Consider the following 22074-nt stretch of genomic DNA (forward strand, 5'->3'; position numbering starts at 1 on the left):
CGAAACTCCAGTGCGATTACAGTTGAGCGGCCAACATGTCTTCCAGCTTCTGCTGGTCGACGGCGAACAGGCGAATGCCTTCGGCGAGTTTTTCCACCGCCATGGCGTCCTGGTTGTGCAGCCAGCGGAACTCCGCTTCGGCCAGCGGAGCCGGTTGGTGGAAGCCCTCGGTAGACGGGGTCAACTTGCGTTCGACCGGCTGCTCGCTGTTTTTCAGCTGTTCCAGCAGGTTTGGCGCGATGGTCAGGCGATCGCAGCCGGCCAGCGCCAGGATCTGCTCAACCTTGCGGAAGCTGGCGCCCATGATCACCGTCTGGTAACGATGACGCTTGTAGTATTCATAGATGGTACGCACCGATTTCACGCCCGGATCCCGATCGGCGTCGTAGTCGGCGGCAGGCTGTTTGGCCTGGTACCAGTCATAGATGCGGCCGACGAACGGCGAGATCAGATACACGCCGGCTTCGGCGCAGGCGCGGGCCTGGGCGAAGGAGAACAGCAGCGTCAGGTTGGTATTGATGCCTTCTTTTTCCAGCTCTTCGGCGGCTTTGATGCCTTCCCAGGTGGAAGCCAGTTTGATCAGGATGCGCGATTTGTCGATGCCTTGTTCTTGGTACATGGCGATCAGCTTGCGCGCTTTGGCGACGCACATGCCGCGGTCGAACGACAGGCGGGCGTCCACTTCGGTGGAGATGCGGCCCGGCACGCTTTTGAGGATCTCGACGCCGATATTGACCGCCAGCTTATCGCTGGCGTTGATCAGTTGGGTTTCCTTGCTGCCGCCCTGGCGGCGGGCATACTCCAACGCTTCGGTGATCAGCGCCTTGTACTGCGGCAGCGCGGCGGCTTTCAGGATCAGCGAAGGGTTGGTGGTGGCGTCCTGGGGTTCGAACTGGCGGATGGATTCGATATCGCCGCTGTCGGCGACCACCGTGGTCAGCTGCTTGAGTGCGTCTAATTGATTCATTGATAAGCTCCTTGACCAAGCTCAATGTAGGGAAATGAGAACCTTTTTCATCATAGGGGGAACACACTGCATCATCGGATCGAGAATGAAAATGCGCTTTTTCTGATTGTTGCGATGGATAATAACAATGAATGCCGAATAAACCCAGGCGGAGCGCGGCTTGCGCGCGACCGCCATCGAGACGGCAGGCGGTTTAACGCCGTCCGGCCGCGTTTTCGTAATAGCCGATCCGCTCGACTTTCGGCGCCGATCCCCCCCCTTCAAACTCCGATTCCAGCCAGGCATCGACGATGGTTTTCGCCAGTTCGGCACCGATGACCCGCGCGCCCAGCGTGATGATCTGAGCATCATTGCTTTTGCGCGCCCGCTGGGCGGAGTAGGTATCGTGACATTGCGCCGCACGAATGCCGGGCACTTTATTGGCCACGATGCTCATACCGATGCCGGTGCCGCACAGCAGGATGCCCCGCCGATGTTTTTCCTCCCGTATCGCCTGCGCGACGCGATAGGCGATATCGGGATAGATCCCCGTTTCTGCGGCGCGATCCGTCGTGTAGTCAATGACGGGGATGTCCCGTTGTTGCAGGTGGGCAACGATCAGATCTTTCAGTTCAATGGCGGCATCATCGGCGCCGATGGCGATAGGCAGCATAGCGGTCTCCTGATTGGTAACGAAAAGGGTGGCGATCCTCGGTGGCGCCACGTTCATTACCGTATCCCTGTTTAATCAAATGTTCAATCTGTGTTCTTTTGTTTTTTGCCTGGATTTTCAGTTTGCCACTGTAAAAGGTGATCTTAGTCACTAAAAAAGGGCTTTTAATCGTTATTTACTCTAGTGGAGACGGGTTTTTGAGCGATATCACACTTTGATAAGTTCACTGTGGGCAAATTGAACGCATGGCGTTAGTGTTCATTTGTTCTTTGTTTGTGTTAATGATCAAAAGAAGTTTCCCTACCAGAGGAGAGTGCTATGTGTCAGACCTGCATAACAGAGGCGAAAATGGCGGCCGGTATCCCCGAGATAATGAAGGCGGTTGTGGCGTACGCCCCGAAAGATTACCGCCTGGAACAGGTGCCGGTACCGAAGATCGGCCCGAAAGAGATCCTGGTGAAGATCGAGGCCTGCGGCATCTGCGCCGGTGATGTTAAAGCGTTCGAAGGGGCGCCCAGCTTCTGGGGCGATGAAAAACAACCGGCGTACATCAAGGCGCCGATGATCCCCGGCCATGAATTTATCGGCCATGTCGTGGGGTACGGTGAAGGCGTCGAGGGCTTCAATCTCGGCGATCGCGTGATATCAGAACAAATCGTTCCCTGCTGGCAATGTCGCTTCTGCAACCGCGGTCAGTATTGGATGTGCGAAAAGCATGACCTGTACGGTTTCCAGAAAAACGTTAACGGCGGCATGGCCGAGTACATGAAGTTCACCAAAGAGGCGATTAACTATCATGTGCCGGCCGACCTGCCGATCGAAAAAGCCATTCTGATCGAACCCTATGCTTGCTCCTTCCATGCGGTGCAACGCGCCAATATCAAACTGGGCGATGTGGTGGTGTTGGCCGGCGCCGGCACCCTGGGGCTGGGCATGATCGGGGCCATCAAGAAATCCGGGCCCTCGAAGCTGGTGGTGCTGGATCTGTCCGACGAACGTCTGGCCTTGGCGAAGCGCTTCGGCGCGGATGTGACGCTCAATCCCACCCGTGACGACGTGCCCGCCGCGGTTAAAGCGATGACCGAGGGCTACGGCTGCGACATCTACATCGAGGCGACCGGCGCACAGAAGTCCGTGGAACAGGGCCTGACGCTGATCCGCAAGCTCGGCACCTTCGTCGAATTTTCCGTGTTTAAGGATCCGGTGACCGTCGACTGGAGCATCATCAGCGACCGCAAGGAACTGGACGTGCTCGGTTCGCACCTCGGCCCTTACTGCTATCCGCTGGTGATCGAAGGCATCGCCAATGGCGATCTGCCGACCGAAGGCGTGGTGACGCATACGTTGCCGCTGGAACAGTTCGCCGAAGGTTTCGAGCTGATGAAGCGCGGTATCGGTTCAATCAAAGTGGTGCTTAATCCAAACCTCTGAAACCTGCGTCGTTCCTCGGGTGCGGGCGAGCCTGCGCCTCCATAATCACATGTGCTGGGGTGTTCTATGTTGCATGGACTGATTCATCGCATTGGTCTGTCACCGAAACTGCTGCTGGGCTATGCCGGCGTGTTGGTGTTCATGATGGGCGAAGGGCTGGAACAGGGCTGGCTGTCGCCGTATTTGATTGGCAAAGGGCTGAGCATTCAGGAATCGGCGCTGCTGTTCAGCGTTTATGGCTTTGCGGCCGCCATCGCCGCCTGGTTTTCCGGCGTGTTGGCGGAAATCTTTACCGCCCGGCGGGTGATGTTGGCCGGCCTGCTGCTGTTTCTGTTCGGTTCGGTGTGTTTTTTGACGTTCGGCCTGCCGAGCAACAACCTGGCGATCATGGTGCCGACCTATGCGCTGCGCGGCTTGGGTTATCCGTTGTTCGCCTACGGTTTTCTGGTGTGGGTGGCGTATGAGGCGCCGCCGGAAAGGCTGGGGTCGGCGGTGGGGATTTTCTGGTTCGTCTACAGCGGCGGGCTCAGCGTGCTGGGCGTGCTGTATTCCAGCATCATGCTGCCTTATCTCGGCGAGATCCACACGCTGTGGAGCGCGCTGATTTTCGTCGTGCTGGGCGCGGTGATTGCGCTGATGCTCAATCGCGACGACGGCGCGGCACAGAGCGGCAACCGGGAAAAAGCGTCGCTGGGTTATGTCTTGAAGGGCATCACCATCGCGTTTGAAAACCCGAAGATTGGCCTGGGCGGCATCGTGCGCACCATTAATACCTCTGCGGCTTACGGCTTCGTCGTATTCATGCCCATGTACATGATGGATATGGGGTTCACCCGCACGCATTGGCTGCAGATGTACGCCGCGCTGTGGACGGTCAACATCATTTTCAACCTGATTTTCGGCGTGATCAGCGACGGGCTCGGCTGGCGCAATGTGGTGATGTGGTTTGGCTGCGTCGGCTGTGCCTTGACCACGCTGATGTTCTACTACGTGCCGCAATTCTTCGGCGCCAACTACCTGTTGACCGTTTGCGCCGCCGGGTTGTTCGGCGCCTGCCTGGCGGCGTTCGTGCCGCTGTCGGCCATCATGCCGTCGCTGGCGCCGGACAATAAGGGGGCGGCGATGTCGATTCTCAATCTGGGCGCCGGCCTGAGCACCTTTGTCGGCCCGGCGGTGGTGGGGCTGTTTATCGGCAGCCTCGGCACCGTTGGCGTGATCTGGATCTTTACCGGTTTGTACCTGTTCAGCGGTGTGCTGATGAAATTTGTCACGCTGCCGAAAGAAAGCGCGACGGTGCAGGAAGAACGCGGCGCGAGTTTGGCGAAAATATCCTGACCGAGGGTGAAGTTCACAGTTTTAAGGGGAAATTTATGATTAATCATCAAACTACGGCGCCGCGCGAGCTCTCGCTGCAGGGCAAGGTGGCGTTGATTACCGGCGGCGCTGCGGGGATCGGTCTCGCTATTGCCGAACGCTATCTGCAAAACGGCGCGCGCGTGGCGCTGCTCGATCGGGCGCCGCAGGTTGCGGAAGTGGCGCGACAGCTGGACGCCGAGGCGGCGGTGGGCGTCGTGGCCGACGTCACCGATGCCGCGTCGGTGGAGCGGGCGATAGCGCAGATTGAGGCGCATTTCGGGCGGCTGGACGTGCTGGTCAACAGCGCCGGCATCGTCGCGCTGCATCCGGCCGAGGAGCTGCCGGAAACGGCGTGGGATGCAACCCTGGCGGTCAATCTGAAAGGCGTGTTTCTTACCTGCCAGGCGGTGGGGCGCCGTTTCATTCGCCAGCGCGGCGGCAGCATCATCAATCTCGCCTCGCAGGCCGGGGTGGTGGCTTTGCCTAATCACCTGGCCTATTGCGCCAGCAAGGCGGGCGTAATCGGTCTGACCCAGGTGTTGGCGCTGGAGTGGGGGCCGCACAACGTGCGGGTCAACGCCATTTCGCCCACCGTGGTTTTGACGGAGCTGGGCCGTAAGGCCTGGTCAGGCGAGGTGGCGGAACAAATGAAGCAGAAAATCCCGCTGCGGCGTTTCGCCGAGCCGCAAGATATCGCCGCCAGCGCCCTGTTTTTGGCCGGCGACGCGGCGGCGATGATCACCGGCGCCAACCTGGTGGTCGACGGCGGTTACACCATTCAATAATTTCTTATTCAGGCGACAGAGAGGCCGCGATGAACAGAATCATTAACGATCCCGATCACGTAGTGGAAGACGCCATTCAGGGCTACAGGCTGGCCCACCCGAACTATTATGCCGCCACCGACAATGCGCGGGTGTTGAAATATCCGCCTGCGCCGATCGCCGGCAAAGTGGGCATCGTCACCGGCGGCGGTTCCGGCCACGAGCCGGCGTTCCTGGGGTATGTCGGCAAAAACATGTTGGATGCCGTCGCGATTGGCGAGATTTTTTCATCGCCTACGGCGGGGGCTTTTCTCGACGCTTTCAAGGCGGCGGACAGCGGTGCGGGCGTCGCTTGCCTGTACGGCAACTACGCTGGCGACAACATGAACGTCAAGATGGCGATCAAGAAGGCCACGGCGGCCGGCATACGGGTGAAAACCGTGGTGGCCAACGATGATGTCGCCTCGGCGCCGGCCAGTGAGATCGATAAACGGCGCGGCGTGGCCGGCGAAATTCTGATGTGGAAGGTCGGCGCGGCGGCGGCGGCCAAGGGATACGATCTGGACGGCGTGATCGGCGCGGCGCAAAAGGCCATCGACCGGTGTCGTTCGATCGGCGTCGGCCTCAGTTCCTGCACCATTCCCGCGGTCGGCAAACCCAATTTTCATATCGAAGACGGCAAGATGGAGATCGGCATCGGCCATCACGGCGAACCGGGCATTGAGGTATCGCCGATCCAATCGGCGTCGGCGATGGCCGGCACCATGCTCGATTTCGTGCTCAACGACATGCCGCTGGAACAGGGGCAGGAGGTGGCGTTGCTGATCTCCGGGCTTGGCGCCACGCCGGTGATGGAGCTGTATATCTATTATGCCGAAATAGAGCGTCGGTTGACGGCGAAAGGCGTGCGGGTGCATCGGCGCTACGTCGGCAATTACTTCACGTCGCTGGAAATGATGGGCGTGACGCTGACGCTGATGACGCTGGATGACGAACTGAAAACGCTGCTGGACATGCCGGCGCAATCTTTAGGCTTAACCCAGGTGGAGTGAATCATGACGGAACAAATTTCAACCCGGTACGGCAGTGAGATCGTTACGGGGCTGATAGAAACCATTGTCAGCAACCGCGAGTATCTGAGCGAAATCGACGGCGCCATCGGCGACGGTGACCACGGCATTAATATGTCGAAGGGATTCGCGATGTGCGGCGATGCCATTCGCGGCCGCGAGCTCACGCTGGCGCAGGCGTTCGATGCGGTATCGGATGCGCTGATGGAGGGCATCGGCGGTTCGATGGGGCCGCTGTACGGCAGCCTGTTCATGGGCATGGCGGAGAGCGTCCGTGAGCGCAGCGTGCTGGACAAGCAGGCATTTTTGGCGATGTTGCACGGCGGGTTGCGCGAACTGCAGGACATCAGCAGCGCGGGCGTGGGCGACAAGTGTCTGATGGATACGCTGATACCGGCGGTGGCGGCACTTGAGCAGGCGGTGGGACGCGGTGACGACTTCGCCGCTGCGCTGGAACAAATGAAAATCGCCGCAGAGCGCGGGCGGGACTCCACCCGCGAGCTGGTGGCGAAAATCGGCCGCGCCAGCCGTCTGGGCGAGCGTTCGCGCGGCGTACTGGACGCCGGCGCGGTATCTTGCTGCCTGCTCTTGACCCGATTGGCGGACGAGGTGGAGCAACGACTGAATACCGTTGCCGCCTGAACGCGTTATACTAGCGGGCATTCAGCCTTGTCGGAGGGGCGTGTATCGTCCCTCCGCCATCATCAACCGGCCTGCCGTGGGGAAACGTCTAACGGATGGAAAAACAAACTGTGTCCCAGGATAACGAACTGCTGACCGAAATCGCCGTTGCTTATTATCAGGATGAGATCACGCAGGAAGAGATCGCCAAAAAGTTCGGTATCTCACGGATCAAAGTCGGTCGTTTGCTCAAGCGCGCCAAGGAAGAAGGCATCGTCGAGATCAACGTGCGTTATCACCCGGTATTCAGCACCCGGCTGGAACAGCAGATGATGGAGCGTTTTCCCATCAGCCGCGCGTTGATCGCGCTCGACCATCAGGACGAAGAGGAACAGCGTCGGCAGGTGGCGGCGCTGGTGTCCAATTATCTGGCGATGTCGCTGAAAGACGATATGGTGTTGGCGGTCGGCCAGGGACGCAACGTGGCGGCGATCGCCGATCATGTCGGCAGCGTGACGGAACGCAACTGCAAGTTCATCTGCGGCATCGGCGGCACCCACCGTCCGGGCGACGCGATCAACGCCGACCATATCAGCCGGCGTCTGGCGAAGAAGTTCGGCGGCAGCAGCGAGACGCTCTATGCGCCGGCCTACGTCGAAAATCGCGCGCTGAAAGACGCCTTCATGCAGAACGGCACGATCAAGGAAACGCTGGATCGTGCGCGTAAGGCCGATGTGGCGTTAGTCGGCATTGGCGACATGAATGAAAACAGTTATATGGTGAAATTGGGGTGGTTTACGCCGCACGAGATTATCGACGCCAGCCTTAATCAGGGCGTGATCGGCGACATTGCCGGCTATGACTTTTTCAATGCTCAGGGGCAGCATGTCGACACGGTGATGAATGACAGAGTGATCGGGCTGAGCATTGATGAGCTGCGCAAAATCCCTTGCGTGATCGCCATTGCTTCCGAGAATACCAAGGCGTTGGCGATTTTGGGCGCTTTGCGCACCGGCGCCATCGACATTATCGCCACCAGCGCGCTCAATGTGCGCACTATCCTCAACATGTCGCAATAGCGGCACCTGCAAAAAAGGGTTCAGCGCCAGGCTGAACCCTCAACGATCTCCTTATTTGACCGATTATTTGCTCAGGTTGACGTCGATCGCCTGATAGAAGGCGTTAGCGGTGTCGGCTATGTCCCACACGGCAAGGATCACGTGCGAACCGCTGCGATCTGCCGGTATGTTGCACTGGTGGGTGACCTGTGCGGCAGGGATGGCGCCGCCGTCGTTGAACTGGCAGAACGGCGTCAGGTCAAAGGAAGCGCGGGTCAGCGGCTGCGAAGCGTCCCAGTTCGGCTTGGTGATGAAATAGCGCCAGCTGGTGGTGCTGTGACGGGCGGTCAGCTTCCAGGTAAAGGAGTTCGGGCCGGTTTTCAGGTTGAGCTTGTTCCAGCGCGTCGGCGTTTGCTGATCCAGTTCGAAGAAGGTGGACTTGTCGGCGCTGGCGATATGGCCGTCAGCCGGGCCGGCCTGCGGGAAGCCTTTCAGGCCTTCGACGCTCTGCGGTTCGTACTGCACGCTGCCGCACTGCGTGTTGAGCTGCAGTTTGCACTGGTAGGCGCGGCTGGCCGGCGATTCGACATAACCGTGAGCATTCGCCTGTTGCGAAACGCCGAACATGGCCGCGCTCAGCAAGCCCAGAGAGAGCAGGGTACGGGAAGTTTTGTTCATAAGTCACTCCTGACTGAAATTATGTTGTAAGTTGAGCGTATTTCACCGACAAAATGAGAGACTAATAACGCAATTGGAAATAACCATTTCTGTCGGCTTGTTTTATTTTTACCATTCTGGTTTGGCCGTAGATCGGAATGTTTTACCGGCTATTAACGAAAAATATTATGATGACAATCTTTGATCGTTAGGCCGAATTTATTTAACTGTCACAGTGTAAAAGCACGGCGCTATGATGAAATTTATATCAAGTAGTGATGAATAGTATTTAAGATAGCGCTCTCATTTATGAAGTATATTGCTTGTTGCGTTGAGTACCCTTGTTTGATTTGATCGATTTTTGTGCGCCACCACCTTGGGAATTTAGTGTCATTTTTCTTATTTTATTTTAAAGAGGAATTTGTATGACTAGATTATCCCTGGACGCGATTAAAATAATCAGCACCATCAAGAACACCGGATCTTTCTCTATGGCGGCGGAGGCGCTGCATAAAACGCCTTCGGCGATCTCTTATCGGGTTTCCAATATTGAAAGCAAACTCTGCGTGAAACTTTTTCATCGCAATGGCCCCATGATTACCCTGACGGATGAAGGGGAATTTCTCCTGCAGGAAGGCAGTTGGATTTTAAATGCGGTGCAGGATCTGGAAAGCCGGGTGCGCAACATCCCCAAGCTGGACAATAATATCCGCCTGGCGGTAGATACCTTCTTCCCGCTGGAAACGCTGACGCAGGATATCCGCGACTATATTCAACATTGCCCGAACGCCAATATCTCGGTGCAGCGGGAAGCGTTGAACGGCACCTGGGATGCGCTGAAGAACAATCGGGCGGATCTGATCATCGCCATCGGCCAAATCCCCGACAGCGTGCAGGCCAAAACCCTGATGCTCGGCAAGCTCAATTTCGTGCTGTGCGTATCGCCTTCCCACCCATTCGCGGCGCAGAGAAAGCCGGTATGCAAGAAGCAGCGGTTGAACGACATCGTGGTCGCGATCGCCGACAGCAGCCATGAGCTGCCCAAGCGCAATCACGGTACGCTGCCTTTGCAGCGTCAACTGGTGGTGTGTGATGTGGAAAGCAACCTGGCGCTGCTCAAGCGCGGCATCGGCCACGCTTTTCTGCCGCCTGCGCTGATCGAAAAGGAACTGGCCAGCGGCGAACTGGTGACGGTGCCGGTGGAGATGCAAAAGGGCGACGAAATGATTTGGCTGGCGTGGCACCCGGCCAGCAAGGGCGCCGGGTTTAACTGGTGGCATGAGCGGCTGACGCGCAAAAGCGATGTCTACAGCCTGATGGGCCGCGAAGTGGTGCGGGATGGCGGTTATCCATGGTGCCACAACTGAAGGAATAGAGACGAAGGGACGCGAAAATCAAACGGTTAACTCAATGAAAACCCCGCAGCATTCGGCTACGGGGTTTTTTTATGGTTTACGCCACGCGGCCCACTTTCAGCCAGGCGCTGTCTGAACCCGGCGCAGAGGTGATGTAACCCCACTTGGTCTGCCAGACGTAGCCCTGGTAGGACACCAGCGCGCCCTGCGCGTAAGTGGTGCCCGGCACATAGGCCGGCGCGGTCATGATAGGCAGGTTGCCGGGGCCGACGCCGGTGTAGCGCAGCCCGGTGCCCATATCCAGCTGGCTGTCGTCGTAGTCCGCGGCGTTGAAATAGCGATCCAGCGCGGCCAGCAGATCGCCGTTGCGGTTGTCTTGCCCCAGATGCCAGAACATCACGCCGCCCAGCTGCTGCTGCTTGATGTACTTCGCTTTGTATTTGAAGCTCTCGGCATCGTCATAGGTGACGAACAGCCCGTTCTGCGCATGATACAGATAAGGGGTTTTGGTCTTGTCGTTCCACAACCGCTGATAGCCGTAGTTGCCCTGCAGCATCTGCTCCAACTGGCGATAGGAGGCGATGCGCGGATCCTTGTCGCGCACGCACTCTTCGCAGCCCACCAGCCAGTAGTCGGTGCTCGGATACGGATCTTCGCCCGGCGTGCTGTGGCTGCTGTATTGCCCGCCGTTGCCGCCGCTGACGCCCTTGAAGGCGCGGCCGTAGAAGGGCACGCCCATGACGATTTTGGCGCTCGGCACGCCTTCCATCATCAGGTGCTGCTGCACCGCGGCGTCGACCGTCAGGCTGAACGGGCTGGGGAAGGCGCGGGTCAGCTCTTCCCAGCTCCAGCCCAGATTGGCTTCGCGCAGCGCGTTGTAGAAGGTCGGCCCGGCCGCGTCGCCGAACAGCGCCGCCTGGTGGTTGGTTACCTTCTCCCAGGGGCCGGCCAGATCGTAGGTCATCAGGTTGATGTAATCGAGCGGCGCGACGATCTGCGCCAGCTTGCTGTAATAGCGCGACAGGAAGAAGGCGCCGCCGGCGCCGGCGATGGTCAACTGGTACGGCAACGCCTGGCGGCCGTCGGCGACGGTTTGCTGATTCAGCAGGGTGCGGATCTCTTGCAGCGCGGCGATGAAACCGTCCACTTCCGCCGCTTGCGGGTATTCCCAGTCGATGTCCACGCCGTCGAAGCCGTAATCCTTCATGATGCGCACGCAGGATTGGGCGAACTTGGCGCGCGACGCCGGGGTTTTCACCGCGTTGACGTAGTTGGCGTGCGACACGCCCAGATCGTTGGAGTAGTACCAGCCGCCGATGGAGAACATGATGCGCAGGCTGGGGTTATGCGCTTTGAGCGCGGTCAAACGGTTGACCACATCGCGCGCCTTGGCGTCGTTGGTGGCCGGATCCCAGGCGCATTCCAGGTTGCTGTTGATATCCAGGAACGAGAAGTTAATGTGCGTCAGCTGTTTGGCTTTGGCCGGCGTGATGTTGGAAACCGGGAACGGCACGATAGAGGTATCGGACTCGGTGTAATTATTGATTTGGTTGGTTGGAATAAAATAATACCCAATAACGGCTTTGCGTGTGGACATGGCATTTCTCCAGAGTGGATGTTTTTATGATGGGGAAGTATTTCCCACCGACATTAATGTTTATTTTTCGTAAAAACAAAAGTCGAAATAAATCACCATAAGAATGAATTTTTTATTCACTGCCACCTGTCTTGGCGTTTATGTGTTGTGCCAACGTTCAGCGTGAATGAATTCGACCATAGGGCCTGTATTTATTCATTTGCTTTGTAATAGCATCCTTAACTAGATTCTGATTATCCGATGTCCCACCGGCCGTGATTGGCATTTAATTAAAAATAAAAAAGGAGATGAGCTATGTCCAGCATAGAGCCTGACGCTGTTGGCTTAATAGTCCAGCGAGTATGTGAATATCTTCAGCCGGTATTGAACGCCATTCTGGCCGGCGTGATGGCGCTATTACATGGCGCCTACCGCAACGTGGGCATTCGGCGACGCTTATTGAATGCGGCGATGTGCGCGTTATTGGCCTGGACGGTGCGCGATGCGCTGGCGTTGATGGGCCTGGAATTAAAGTGGGCGAATTTGGCCAGCGTACTGATTGGTTTTATGGGGGCGGATTACATCAACGCCTTAATTAAAAAATTCATCGGCAAAAAGACGGGGTTTAAAAATGTTAAATGACATCGAAGAGATTCGTTTTACCGCCCGCAGCGAAGAGAACCTGCGCGGCGTGCACCCGGATCTGGTGCGCGTTATTCGCCTGGCGCTGCGTTATTCGCTGGTGCCGTTTTCCGTCAGCGAGGGGCTGCGCAGCATGGCGCGCCAGCGGGAAATGGTGCGCGCCGGCAGCAGCCAAACGCTGCGCAGTCGCCACCTGACCGGGCACGCGGTGGACGTGGTGGCGATGCCGGCGGGCGTGGTCTCCTGGGAGTGGGATTACTACGCGCAGATTGCGGTGGCGGTGCGGCGAGCGGCGCGTGAATGCGGCATCAACGTCGAATGGGGCGGCGAATGGAAAACTCTCAAGGACGGCCCGCACTTCCAGCTGGCGTTTCGGGACTACCCGGCATGAGCGGCTGGCTGCAGAAACTGATGCAGGGCGGGTTGCTGCTGCTGTTGCTGGCGGCCATCTGCCTCGGCGGCTACAGCTCGCTGTTGTCGCACCAGTTGGCGTCCGCGCGGCAACAGGCGGCGGAATTGCAAAAAAGCCTGGCGCAGCAGGCGGGGCTTATCGCCACCTTGCAGACACAGGACGCGCAAAACCGCGCGCTGATGGCGGCGCAGCAGCGGCAGGAACAGCAGCTGCGCCAGCAACACGAGGCTTATCAGAGGAAATACCGTGAAGCGATTAAAAACGATCCCTGCGCCGCTCGGCCTCTGCCTGGCACTGTGCTTGAGCTCCTGCGCCCGGCCACCGGCGCCGCAGGCCATGCCGCTGTTGCCCCCTGAGTCGGTGTTCGCGCCCTGTGAGCAGCCGCAGTTGCAGGGGGAGACCTGGGGCGATGCGGTGAGCTATGCCCTGGCGTTACAAACCTCGTTACACATTTGCGCCGGCCAGGTGGAGACGCTCAACGCCTGGCGCGCCACGCTGCCGCCGCGCTGACGGCGGCGTTTCTCTGCTCGTCCCGCAGGCCTTCTTTTTTTACTTTTAAAACGCTCTTTCGACCAAGGTTATGGCGCGCTTCAAAGTTTGTGATGTTTCTCTCACTATACTTCAAGGCTGTGCCCTGTCATTGTAATTGGGCGCCATGGCCCACGGCAGGGCGCAGCCTCAAAGCCTTACCTCAACATAAAAGCAAAAAACAAAGGAATCCATAATGGACGAACAGCTCAAACAGAGTGCCCTTGATTTCCATCAGTTTCCTGTCCCAGGGAAGATCCAGGTTTCCCCTACCAAACCGTTGGCGACTCAGCGCGATCTGGCGCTGGCCTATTCGCCGGGCGTCGCCGCGCCTTGCCTCGAGATCGCCGAAGATCCGCTGGCGGCCTACAAATACACCGCGCGCGGCAATCTGGTGGCGGTGATTTCCAACGGCACGGCGGTACTGGGGCTGGGCAATATCGGCGCGTTGGCCGGTAAGCCGGTGATGGAAGGCAAGGGCGTTTTGTTCAAGAAGTTTTCCGGTATCGATGTATTTGATATCGAAGTGGATGAGCATAACCCTGACAAATTAATCGACATTATCGCCGCGCTGGAACCGACCTTCGGCGGCATCAACCTGGAAGACATCAAGGCGCCGGAGTGTTTCTACATCGAACAGAAACTGCGTGAGCGCATGAAGATCCCGGTGTTCCACGACGACCAGCACGGCACGGCGATCATTACCACCGCCGCGGTGCTCAACGGCCTGCGCGTGGTGAAGAAGAACATCTCCGACGTGCGTTTGGTGGTGTCCGGCGCCGGCGCGGCGTCCATCGCCTGCCTGAACCTGCTGGTGGCGCTGGGGCTGCGTCAGCAGAACATCACCGTCTGCGACTCGAAGGGCGTCATCTATAAAGGCCGCGACGCCAACATGGAGCAGACCAAGGCCGCCTACGCCATCGAGGATAACGGCCAGCGCACGTTGGGCGACGCCATCCCGAACGCCGACATCTTCCTCGGCTGCTCCGGCCCGGGCGTCCTGACGCAGGATATGGTGAAAACCATGGCGCGCGATCCGCTGATCATGGCGCTGGCCAACCCGGAACCGGAAATTCTGCCGCCGCTGGCCAAAGCGGTGCGCCCGGACGCCATCATCTGTACCGGCCGTTCCGACTACCCGAACCAGGTGAACAACGTCCTGTGCTTCCCGTTCATTTTCCGCGGCGCGCTGGACGTGGGCGCCACCACCATCAACGAAGAGATGAAGCTGGCCTGCGTGCACGCCATCGCCGATCTGGCGCTGGCGGAGCAGAGCGACGTGGTGGCTTCCGCGTATGACGATCAGGATCTCTCCTTCGGGCCGGAATACATCATTCCGAAACCGTTCGATCCGCGTCTGATCGTCAAGATCGCGCCGGCGGTGGCCAAGGCGGCGATGGATTCCGGCGTGGCGACGCGCCCGATCGAAGACTTCGACGCCTATGTGGAGAAGCTGGCGGAGTTCGTCTACAAAACCAACCTGTTCATGAAACCGATCTTCTCGCAGGCGCGCAAAGAGATGAAGCGGGTGGTGCTGGCGGAAGGCGAGGAAGAGCGCGTGCTGCACGCCACGCAGGAGCTGGTGTCGCAGGGGCTGGCCTTCCCGATCCTGGTCGGCCGGCCGAGCGTGATCGAGATGCGCCTGAAAAAGCTGGGCCTGCAGCTGACGCCGGGCAAAGATTTCGAAGTGGTGAACAACGAGTCGGATCCGCGCTTCAACGAATACTGGGGCGAGTACTACCAGATCATGAAACGCCGCGGCGTTTCGCAAGAGCAGGCGCGCCGCGCGGTGATCGGCAACCCGACGCTGATCGCCGCCATCATGCTGCACCGCGGCGAAGCGGATGCGATGATCTGCGGCACCATCGGCAGCTACCACGAGCATTACGACGTGGTGAAGAACGTGTTCGGCTTCCGTGAAGGCGCGCACGTCGCCGGCGCGATGAACGCGCTGCTGCTGCCGAGCGGCAACACCTTTATCGCCGACACCTACGTCAACGACGATCCGACGCCGGAGCAGCTGGCGGAGATCACCCTGATGGCGGCGGAAACCGTGCGCCGCTTCGGCATCGAACCGAAGGTGGCGCTGCTGTCTCACTCCAGCTTCGGCTCGTCTGATTGCCCGGCGGCGCGCAAGATGCGCAAAACGCTGGAGTTGGTGAACGAGCTGGCGCCGGAGCTGGAGATCGACGGCGAAATGCACGGCGACGCCGCGCTGGTGGAAAGCATCCGTCACGATCTGATGCCGGACAGCCCGCTGAAAGGTTCGGCCAACCTGCTGATCATGCCGAACATGGAAGCGGCGCGCATCAGTTACAACCTGCTGCGCGTCTCCTGCTCGGAAGGGGTGACCGTCGGGCCGGTGCTGATGGGGGTCGCCAAGCCGGTGCACATCCTGACGCCGATCGCCTCGGTGCGCCGCATCGTCAACATGGTGGCGCTGGCGGTGGTGGAAGCCCAGACCGAACCGCTGTAAGGCCGGGATGAATGACTGGCCCCCTGCGCCGTAGGCGCCGGGGGCTTTTTTATGCCTTACAGCGCGCGGCGATGGCGCGAATATCCTGCGGGGTGGTGCGGCAACAGCCGCCGATCAATTGCGCGCCGAGCGTGCGCCACTCCGTCGCCTGATCGGCCAGGCTGCCGTGTTCGCCGCCGCAGGCGTGCCAGGTTTTGCTGACTGCATCGTAATGCTCCCCGGAGTTCGGGTAGACCAACAGCGGTTTGTCGGCCAGCGCGCTCAGCTGACGCAGCGCCGGGGCGACCTTGTCCAGCGCGATGCAGTTGATGCCGATGGCCAGCACCTGCGGGTTGCCGCGCAGTGCGGACATGACCTCCGTCAGCGGCGTGCCGTCACTGAGGTGTTGGCTGTCGCGCAGGGTGAAGGCGAACCAGGCGCCGAGCGTCGGGAACTCCTGCTGCAGCGTCAGCAGCGCCTGCAGTTCAGCGAACGACGGCAGCGTTTCGCAGGCCAGCAGATCGACGCCGGCGGCGGCCAGCGCGGCGAGGCGCGGGCGGTGGAAGGCAATGAAGTCATCCTGCGCCAGCTGATAGTCGCCGCGGTATTCCGAGCCGTCGGCCAGATAGGCGCCGTACGGGCCTACAGAACCGGCGATCAGCAGCGGCGCGGCCTGCGGGTGTTCGGCCAGATAATCGTGGCGCGCGCGTTGCGCCAGCTGCACGCTTTTGGCGATCAGCGCCAGCGACCGATCCTGATCCAGGCCGCGACGCAAGAAGCCCTGCGGCGTGGCCTGATAGCTGGCGGTGATGGCGCATTGAGCGCCGGCGTTGAAATAATCGAGATGCACCTGATAGATAAGCTCGGGATTTTCAATCAGCACCTTGGCCGACCACAGCGGATCGGTCAGATCGCAGCCGCGCGCTTCCAGTTCGGTGGCCAGCGCGCCGTCCAGGATCAGCGTCGGCTGTTCGGCCAGCAGGCGGGCGACGGGGTTGTTAACCGACATGTTGTTCTCCCAAAGCGTTTTTTTGCCCGGCGCGCCGGGTCAGGAAATAGGTGAGGTAGCACAGGGCGACGAACGGCAGCCCGCAGTAGAGCGCAATGCGCTGCTCCGGATCGAACGCCAGCCCGATACAGGCCAGCAGGCACAGCGCAAAGCCGAGGATCGGCGTCAATGGATAGCCGGGGGCGCGGTATTTCAGGCCGCTTATCGGCTGGCCGCTGCGCAGATAGGCGCGGCGGAAAGCATAGTGGGCGGCGCAGATGCTCAGCCACACCGCCACCACCGCAAAGCCGGAGATCGCCGACAGGGCGACGAACACCGTGTCCGGTGCGATCACGCTGGTCAGCAGCGCCAGCACGCCGCCGAGCATGCTGAAGGTCAGGGCGTTGATCGGAATGCCGCGTGCATTGACGCGCGCAAAGTAGGCCGGCAGGGTGCGCTGGTGGGCCAGCGACCACAGCATGCGCCCCGAAGCGTACAGGCCGGAGTTGGCCGCCGAGAGGATGGCGGTCAGGATCACGAAGTTGAAGATATCGGCGGCGTAAGGTACGCCGATGCGTTCAAACACCAGCACGAACGGGCTTTTGACGATCCCCGCCTGATCCATCGGGATCAACGCCGCCAGCACGAAGACCGTGCCGATAAAGAACAGCATCAGGCGGATCACCGTGGTGCGGATCGCCAGCGGCACGACTTTCTCCGGGTTCTCGGTTTCACCGGCGGCGATGCCGATCAGTTCCGTGCCGGAGAAGGCAAAGTTCACCGCCACCATGGTCATCAGGATCGGCAGCGTGCCGTGCGGCAGCCAGCCGGAAGCGGTCAGGTTATGCAGGAACGGCGCCGGCGTGCCGTCTTTCATCGGCAGCAGGCCAAACATGGCGGCGCCGCCCAGAATGATGAACGCCAGAATGGTCACCACTTTGATCAGCGAAAACCAGAATTCGCTTTCGGCGAAAAAGCGGGTGGTCACGACGTTAAGCAGGAAAATCGCCGCGCAGAAGATCAGGCACCACAGCCACACCGGCGACTGCGGGAACCAGTACTGCATGCAGAATCCGGCGGCGGTCAGGCTGGAGCCCAGCGCCACCGTCCAGGTGAGCCAATACAGCCAGGCGACGGCATAGCCGGTGGCCGGCCCCAGATAGCGCGAAGCATAGACGTGAAAGGCGCCGGTTTCCGGCATCGCCACCGACAGCTCACCCAGGCACAGCATCACCAGATACACCACCAGCGCGCCAATCAGATAGGCCAGCAGCGTGCCGAGCGCGCCGGTGGTGGAGATGATGTAGCCGGTGTTGAAAAACAGCCCGGTGCCGATCACGCCGCCCAGTGACAGCATCACCAGGTGCCGGGCCTTCATGCTGCGTTTGAACTGCCCTGCGGCGGGCGCCGATGTGTGCATAATAATCTATCCGTATAGACGTCTAAATATCTGAATGGCTATTGGTTATACCCGTAATGCCTTTTTAACGCAATGCGCCACCGGCGATCGCCGCGTAAAAAAATCGTTAAGTCGGATCTATATGCAAATGATAATTATTATCTATAATGTCGCCATTTTCGCTAATGGGGCAACATGATGAGATATCTGATTTTATTGGCGGCCTTGGCGCTCGGCGCCTGCAGCCAAACGCCGGTGAAGGCGCCGGCCAATGACGTCGCGAGTTTGGGGAGCATCACCGATCTGCACAGCGGCGCGAGCCTGACGCCGGAGCAGCTGTTGACGCGATTGGCGCAGCAGCCGCGGGTGATCGTCGGGGAAAGACATGACAATCCTTACCACCATCAGGTTGAGCAATGGCTGGTGCAGCAACTGCCGCAGCGGCGGCCGCAGGGCAGCGTGCTGATGGAGATGATCAACCCGAACCAGCAGGCGCAGGTGGACAAGGTCAAGCAGTGGCTGCAGAGCGACCCCACAGTGCGTGACGGCCGCGTGGCGGAGCTGATCGCCTGGCAACCAGGCTGGAAGTGGGAACTGTATGGCGGGGTGACGATGGCGGCGATGCGCGCGCCTTACCCGCTGTGGTCGGCCAACCTGGATCGCAGCGAGATTACGGCGTTCTATCAGCAGCCGCAGTTCCCGGCGGGGCAGCTATCGGCGCAGCCGGCGGTGCGCAAGGCGTTGGAAGAGACCATCCGCACTTCGCACGGCGGCAAGATTGAGGCCGACCAACTGCACGCGATGTTGGCGATCCAGCAGCAGCGCGATCGGCGCATGGCGGAACGTTTGCTGGCGGCGCCCACGCCCGCGCTGTTGATCGCCGGCGGCTATCACGCCGCCAAATCGGTGGGCGTGCCGCTGCACGTGCGGGATCTGCAACCGGTGGCGGCGCCGACGGTGCTGATGCTGGCGGAGCCGGGCGTACAGGTCGATGCGAACACGGCGGACTACCTGTGGATCACTCCATCAGTGAAATGAATACGTTAAGGCAGTGAAAAGGGGTGTTAATTATAATTGCAAATGATTATCATTAGTAAATGTGATCTGCAATCATTCGCAATTAAGCAAGCTAATGCCCCTATGTTAAGTCAGTCTTATTCCCTTCCGGCCTTTGAGCTGCCGCAGCCGCGCTGGGCGCGCGGCCTGCTGCTCGCCCTGGCGGCGCACGCGGCGTTGGTGCTGCTGTTTTATTGGCCGCAGACGGCGCTGGAGCCGGTGGCGCTGCCGCCGCCGGCGGTGATGATGAGCTGGGCGGCGCAGATTGAAGCGCCGGAAAGCAAACCGCTGCCGCTGGGCGTGCAGCAGACGGAGTCCGCCGCGGCGCAGCCCGCTGAGCAGCAGCAACAGCCGGATCTGCCCAAGCTGGCGCACGCCGATAAAGCGAAAATCGTGACGGCGCAGAAGAAGCGCGCCGAACGCCGTCCGCCGCAAAAAACGCAGCCGAAGCCGCAGGAACAGGCCAAAGAGACGCGCAACGCCGCCGCGTCCAACGCCGCCGCACCGCAGGCGCAGACGCTCTCTCACCAAACCGCCGCCCCGATCAACAGCGACGCCAATAGCAACGCGCAGGCCAATCTGTCGTGGGAGAGTCTGGTGAAGGGCAAACTGAACCGCATCAAAGAGTATCCCCCGGATGCCCGCAACCGCCGGCGCAGCGGCATGCCGCTGGTCAGTTTTAGCGTCGATGCGCAGGGGCGGGTGTCGAACGTGACTCTGCAGATCCGTTCCGGCACCGCGTCGCTGGATCGGGAAGCGGTAGCGGTGGTGTCGCGCGCGCAGCCGTTGCCGCCGCCGCCGCCGGAGATACTGCAGCAGGGGGCCGTCAGGGTAAGGATGCCGATCGATTTCAATCTGGCGGAGCTGAATGCCCGCCGTTAATGCCCGCAGACGCGGCAGCGCCGCCGTCCGGCTCTTCAAACTTCGTGAGGGATTATGAATCCGCTGTTATTTACCCCGCGCCGTCGCATCGCGGCCGCGCTCTGGCTTTCTTTAGGCGTCGCCGGCGCCGCGCTGGCGCAACCGCAGCCGCCGTTGGCGGAACGGGCGCCGAAAGTGCTGACGGCGCACGGCGAGACGCGCACCGACGATTACTACTGGCTGCGCGACGACAGCCGAAAAGAGCCGAAGGTGCTGGACTACCTGAAGGCGGAGAACCGCTACACCGAGCAGATGATGGCGCCGTACCAAAAGCTGCGCGCCACGCTGTATCAGGAGATGCTGGGCCGCATGAGTCCTGACGATCGTTCGGTGCCGTATCAGCTCAACGGCTATCGCTATCAGGAAAGCTACGCCGCCGGTAAAGATTTCGCGCGGTATCAGCGCCAGGCGCTCACCGCCGACGCGCCGTGGCAAACCCTGTTGGACGCCAATCAGCGCGCGGCCGGCCATGCCTATTATCGCCTGGGGGCGATGGACATTAGCCTGGACAACCGCCGCCTGGCGGTGGCCGAAGATCTGCAGGGCCGCCGCCAATACCGCATCTCCCTGCGCGAGTTAGGCAGCGAACGCTGGTCGCCGGAAACGCTGGAAAACACCTCCGGCAACATGGTGTGGGCCAACGACAACCAAACCCTGTTCTACGTGCGCAACCACCCGCAAACGCTGTTGCCGTACCAGGTCTATCGCCATCGGTACGGCACGCCGACGGCGGAAGATAAGCTGGTGTACCAGGAGAACGATCCGGCTTTCTACCTCAGCCTCGGCCGTTCTTCTTCGCGCGATTACCTGATACTCACCATCAGCGGCAACACCACCTCCGAAGTGCGCCTGATCGACGCCAACCAGCCGCAGCGCGAGCCTCAGCTGTTCGCCGCCCGGCAAAACGGCCGCGAGTATTATCTCGATCACTACCGCGGCGAGTTCTATCTGCGTTCCAACCATCAGGATCCGAACTTCGGCCTGTACCGCACGGCGGCGGCGGGCAAACCCTGGCAGACGCTGATTGCGCCGCAGGCGCAGCACGAGGTGGAAAGCTTCAGCCTGTTCCGCGACTGGCTGGTGTTGCAGGAACGCGCTAACGGGCTGGTGCAGCTGCGGCAAATCAGCTGGGACGGCAAAACCGAGCGCGCCATCCCGTTCGACGACGCCAGCTACATGGCCTGGCTGGGCTATAACCCCGAGCCGGACAGCGATCGGTTGCGCTACGGCTATTCGGCGATGACCACGCCGACCCGCACCTATGAGTGGGATCTGAATAAGGGCGAGCGCACTCTGCTCAAGCAGCAGGAAGTGAAAGGCGTCGATCCCAGCCTGTATCACAGCGAGCGCATCTGGATCACGGCGCGCGACGGCGTGAAGGTGCCGGTCTCGCTGGTGTATCGCAAATCGCTGTTCAAAAACGGGCATAACCCGCTGCTGGTCTACGGCTATGGCGCTTACGGCATGAGCATGGATCCGGCGTTCAGCGCCAATCGCATCAGCCTGCTGGATCGCGGCTTCGTCTATGCGCTGATCCACGTGCGCGGCGGCGGCGAGTTGGGGCAGAGCTGGTACAAACAGGGCAAGCTGACGCACAAACCGAACAGTTTCAACGATTTCATCGACGCCACCCAGGCATTGATCAACGGCGGCTACGGCCAGCCGGGGCGCATTTACGCCATGGGCGGCAGCGCCGGCGGATTGCTGATGGGGGCGGTGATCAATCAGGCGCCGCAGCTGTACAACGCGGTGGTGGCGCAGGTGCCGTTCGTCGACGTGGTGACCACCATGCTGGATGACAGCATTCCGCTGACCACCGGGGAATACGAAGAGTGGGGCAACCCGCACCAGCCGGCCGCCTATGCGCTGATGAAGTCCTACAGCCCGTACGACAACGTGCGCAAGCAGCATTATCCGAACCTGCTGGTCACCAGCGGTTTGTACGACTCGCAGGTGCAGTATTGGGAGCCGGCCAAATGGGTGGCGAAGCTGCGGCGTTTCAAACAGGGCGATTCGCTGCTGCTGCTCTCCACCGACATGACCGCCGGCCACGGCGGCAAATCGGGCCGCCTGGCGCGGCTGGAAAACGGCGCGCTGGAGTACGCCTTTATTTTGGCGGCGGATCGGCAGACGCAGAAATAACCTTCAGCGCCGCGGCACGCTGCG

The 22074-nt window shown here is 60.2% G+C and carries 21 protein-coding genes; 15 read left to right on the plus strand and 6 right to left on the minus strand.

Translation table 11 applies throughout. The annotated features are described in order from the left end of the window. Positions 1-16: 16 nt before the first annotated feature. Both tal and rpiB read right to left on the minus strand, forming a co-directional pair. The gene (tal, locus tag JL05_RS10845) at positions 17-967 is read right to left on the minus strand and encodes a transaldolase (protein ID WP_033632416.1); all 951 of its coding nucleotides are present in this window, start codon (positions 965-967) and stop codon (positions 17-19) included. 193 nt (positions 968-1160) lie between these two features. Then, positions 1161-1619 (minus strand): ribose 5-phosphate isomerase B, encoded by a 459-nt coding sequence (gene rpiB, locus JL05_RS10850; RefSeq protein WP_004936593.1) that lies wholly within the window; start codon positions 1617-1619, stop codon positions 1161-1163. Positions 1620-1937: 318 nt separating this feature from the next. Between rpiB and JL05_RS10855 the strand changes: the two genes are divergently transcribed. From JL05_RS10855 to JL05_RS10880, 6 genes are all read left to right on the plus strand, one after another. Further along, entirely contained in the window at positions 1938-3050 is a 1113-nt protein-coding gene (locus JL05_RS10855; protein WP_004936590.1) for an erythritol/L-threitol dehydrogenase, read from the plus strand. A gap of 66 nt (positions 3051-3116) precedes the next feature. Continuing rightward, entirely contained in the window at positions 3117-4385 is a 1269-nt protein-coding gene (locus JL05_RS10860; protein WP_033632417.1) for an MFS transporter, read from the plus strand. Positions 4386-4420: 35 nt separating this feature from the next. Then, positions 4421-5191, plus strand: coding sequence for an SDR family oxidoreductase (locus JL05_RS10865; protein WP_016926758.1), 771 nt, complete (start codon positions 4421-4423; stop codon positions 5189-5191). Between the two features lie 29 nt (positions 5192-5220). Beyond that, positions 5221-6222, plus strand: coding sequence for a dihydroxyacetone kinase subunit DhaK (locus JL05_RS10870; RefSeq protein WP_004936581.1), 1002 nt, complete (start codon positions 5221-5223; stop codon positions 6220-6222). Positions 6223-6225: 3 nt separating this feature from the next. Further along, on the plus strand, positions 6226-6882 hold the full coding sequence (dhaL, locus tag JL05_RS10875; protein WP_033632418.1) for a dihydroxyacetone kinase subunit DhaL: 657 nt from the start codon (positions 6226-6228) through the stop codon (positions 6880-6882). 95 nt (positions 6883-6977) lie between these two features. Then, entirely contained in the window at positions 6978-7940 is a 963-nt protein-coding gene (locus JL05_RS10880) for a sugar-binding transcriptional regulator (RefSeq protein ID WP_004936575.1), read from the plus strand. A 63-nt stretch (positions 7941-8003) separates the two neighbouring features. Here JL05_RS10880 and cbp21 read toward each other — a convergent pair whose 3' ends face one another. Continuing rightward, entirely contained in the window at positions 8004-8597 is a 594-nt protein-coding gene (gene cbp21 / locus JL05_RS10885) for a chitin-binding protein/chitosanase CBP21 (RefSeq protein WP_004936574.1), read from the minus strand. Positions 8598-9001: 404 nt separating this feature from the next. On the opposite strand from cbp21, the gene JL05_RS10890 reads away from it, so the two are divergent. After that, positions 9002-9943 carry a LysR family transcriptional regulator gene (locus JL05_RS10890; protein WP_031300578.1) on the plus strand — a complete coding sequence of 314 codons (942 nt, stop codon included), beginning with the start codon at positions 9002-9004 and terminating at the stop codon, positions 9941-9943. An 85-nt stretch (positions 9944-10028) separates the two neighbouring features. On the opposite strand, the gene chiB is transcribed toward JL05_RS10890, so the two are convergent. Then, positions 10029-11528, minus strand: coding sequence for a chitinase ChiB (chiB, locus tag JL05_RS10895; protein ID WP_033632419.1), 1500 nt, complete (start codon positions 11526-11528; stop codon positions 10029-10031). Positions 11529-11822: 294 nt separating this feature from the next. Between chiB and JL05_RS10900 the strand changes: the two genes are divergently transcribed. From JL05_RS10900 to maeB, 5 genes are all read left to right on the plus strand, one after another. After that, positions 11823-12149: a phage holin, lambda family gene (locus tag JL05_RS10900; protein ID WP_004936551.1), complete on the plus strand. Its 327-nt coding sequence runs from the start codon at positions 11823-11825 to the stop codon at positions 12147-12149. A 10-nt stretch (positions 12150-12159) separates the two neighbouring features. Continuing rightward, the gene (gene chiX, locus JL05_RS10905) at positions 12160-12540 is read left to right on the plus strand and encodes an L-Ala D-Glu endopeptidase ChiX (protein WP_459213968.1); all 381 of its coding nucleotides are present in this window, start codon (positions 12160-12162) and stop codon (positions 12538-12540) included. Then, entirely contained in the window at positions 12537-12917 is a 381-nt protein-coding gene (locus JL05_RS10910; RefSeq protein ID WP_033632420.1) for a DUF2570 family protein, read from the plus strand. Before chiX ends, JL05_RS10910 begins: the two co-directional genes overlap by 4 nt. Beyond that, positions 12898-13071, plus strand: a complete 174-nt coding sequence (gene lysC / locus JL05_RS25570) for an Rz1-like lysis system protein LysC (RefSeq protein ID WP_004936544.1) — start codon at positions 12898-12900, stop codon at positions 13069-13071. The genes JL05_RS10910 and lysC overlap by 20 nt, the downstream gene beginning before the upstream one ends. Positions 13072-13285: 214 nt before the next feature. Further along, the gene (maeB, locus tag JL05_RS10920) at positions 13286-15565 is read left to right on the plus strand and encodes an NADP-dependent oxaloacetate-decarboxylating malate dehydrogenase (RefSeq protein ID WP_004936542.1); all 2280 of its coding nucleotides are present in this window, start codon (positions 13286-13288) and stop codon (positions 15563-15565) included. A 49-nt stretch (positions 15566-15614) separates the two neighbouring features. On the opposite strand, the gene mmuM is transcribed toward maeB, so the two are convergent. Together mmuM and mmuP are read right to left on the minus strand one after the other, a co-directional pair. Continuing rightward, positions 15615-16553 carry a homocysteine S-methyltransferase gene (gene mmuM, locus JL05_RS10925; protein WP_033632421.1) on the minus strand — a complete coding sequence of 313 codons (939 nt, stop codon included), beginning with the start codon at positions 16551-16553 and terminating at the stop codon, positions 15615-15617. Then, a complete protein-coding gene (gene mmuP, locus JL05_RS10930; protein ID WP_033632422.1) occupies positions 16543-17952 on the minus strand; it encodes an S-methylmethionine permease in 1410 nt (469 codons plus the stop codon). Before mmuP ends, mmuM begins: the two co-directional genes overlap by 11 nt. Positions 17953-18129: 177 nt before the next feature. On the opposite strand from mmuP, the gene JL05_RS10935 reads away from it, so the two are divergent. From JL05_RS10935 to JL05_RS10945, 3 genes are all read left to right on the plus strand, one after another. Beyond that, a complete protein-coding gene (locus JL05_RS10935) occupies positions 18130-18969 on the plus strand; it encodes a ChaN family lipoprotein (protein WP_033633611.1) in 840 nt (279 codons plus the stop codon). A 102-nt stretch (positions 18970-19071) separates the two neighbouring features. After that, the gene (locus tag JL05_RS10940) at positions 19072-19869 is read left to right on the plus strand and encodes a TonB family protein (RefSeq protein ID WP_033632423.1); all 798 of its coding nucleotides are present in this window, start codon (positions 19072-19074) and stop codon (positions 19867-19869) included. A 54-nt stretch (positions 19870-19923) separates the two neighbouring features. Beyond that, the gene (locus tag JL05_RS10945; RefSeq protein WP_081877839.1) at positions 19924-22050 is read left to right on the plus strand and encodes a S9 family peptidase; all 2127 of its coding nucleotides are present in this window, start codon (positions 19924-19926) and stop codon (positions 22048-22050) included. Positions 22051-22074 lie beyond the last annotated feature (24 nt).

Source organism: Serratia nematodiphila DZ0503SBS1 (genome assembly GCF_000738675.1).
GTDB lineage: Bacteria > Pseudomonadota > Gammaproteobacteria > Enterobacterales > Enterobacteriaceae > Serratia > Serratia nematodiphila.

Bases quoted from the DNA above. Each gene is read 5' to 3' on its own strand.
- JL05_RS10865 (WP_016926758.1), top strand. From the start codon at position 4,421: ATGATTAATCATCAAACTACGGCGCCGCGCGAGCTCTCGCTGCAGGGC.
- cbp21 (WP_004936574.1), bottom strand. From the start codon at position 8,597: ATGAACAAAACTTCCCGTACCCTGCTCTCTCTGGGCTTGCTGAGCGCG.
- JL05_RS10940 (WP_033632423.1), top strand. From the start codon at position 19,072: ATGTTAAGTCAGTCTTATTCCCTTCCGGCCTTTGAGCTGCCGCAGCCG.
- JL05_RS10945 (WP_081877839.1), top strand. From the start codon at position 19,924: ATGAATCCGCTGTTATTTACCCCGCGCCGTCGCATCGCGGCCGCGCTC.
- JL05_RS10855 (WP_004936590.1), top strand. From the start codon at position 1,938: ATGTGTCAGACCTGCATAACAGAGGCGAAAATGGCGGCCGGTATCCCC.
- mmuM (WP_033632421.1), bottom strand. From the start codon at position 16,553: ATGTCGGTTAACAACCCCGTCGCCCGCCTGCTGGCCGAACAGCCGACG.
- JL05_RS10860 (WP_033632417.1), top strand. From the start codon at position 3,117: ATGTTGCATGGACTGATTCATCGCATTGGTCTGTCACCGAAACTGCTG.
- chiB (WP_033632419.1), bottom strand. From the start codon at position 11,528: ATGTCCACACGCAAAGCCGTTATTGGGTATTATTTTATTCCAACCAAC.
- JL05_RS10900 (WP_004936551.1), top strand. From the start codon at position 11,823: ATGTCCAGCATAGAGCCTGACGCTGTTGGCTTAATAGTCCAGCGAGTA.
- JL05_RS10935 (WP_033633611.1), top strand. From the start codon at position 18,130: ATGAGATATCTGATTTTATTGGCGGCCTTGGCGCTCGGCGCCTGCAGC.
- JL05_RS10910 (WP_033632420.1), top strand. From the start codon at position 12,537: ATGAGCGGCTGGCTGCAGAAACTGATGCAGGGCGGGTTGCTGCTGCTG.
- rpiB (WP_004936593.1), bottom strand. From the start codon at position 1,619: ATGCTGCCTATCGCCATCGGCGCCGATGATGCCGCCATTGAACTGAAA.
- JL05_RS10880 (WP_004936575.1), top strand. From the start codon at position 6,978: ATGGAAAAACAAACTGTGTCCCAGGATAACGAACTGCTGACCGAAATC.
- mmuP (WP_033632422.1), bottom strand. From the start codon at position 17,952: ATGCACACATCGGCGCCCGCCGCAGGGCAGTTCAAACGCAGCATGAAG.
- tal (WP_033632416.1), bottom strand. From the start codon at position 967: ATGAATCAATTAGACGCACTCAAGCAGCTGACCACGGTGGTCGCCGAC.
- maeB (WP_004936542.1), top strand. From the start codon at position 13,286: ATGGACGAACAGCTCAAACAGAGTGCCCTTGATTTCCATCAGTTTCCT.
- dhaL (WP_033632418.1), top strand. From the start codon at position 6,226: ATGACGGAACAAATTTCAACCCGGTACGGCAGTGAGATCGTTACGGGG.
- JL05_RS10890 (WP_031300578.1), top strand. From the start codon at position 9,002: ATGACTAGATTATCCCTGGACGCGATTAAAATAATCAGCACCATCAAG.
- JL05_RS10870 (WP_004936581.1), top strand. From the start codon at position 5,221: ATGAACAGAATCATTAACGATCCCGATCACGTAGTGGAAGACGCCATT.
- lysC (WP_004936544.1), top strand. From the start codon at position 12,898: ATGCCGCTGTTGCCCCCTGAGTCGGTGTTCGCGCCCTGTGAGCAGCCG.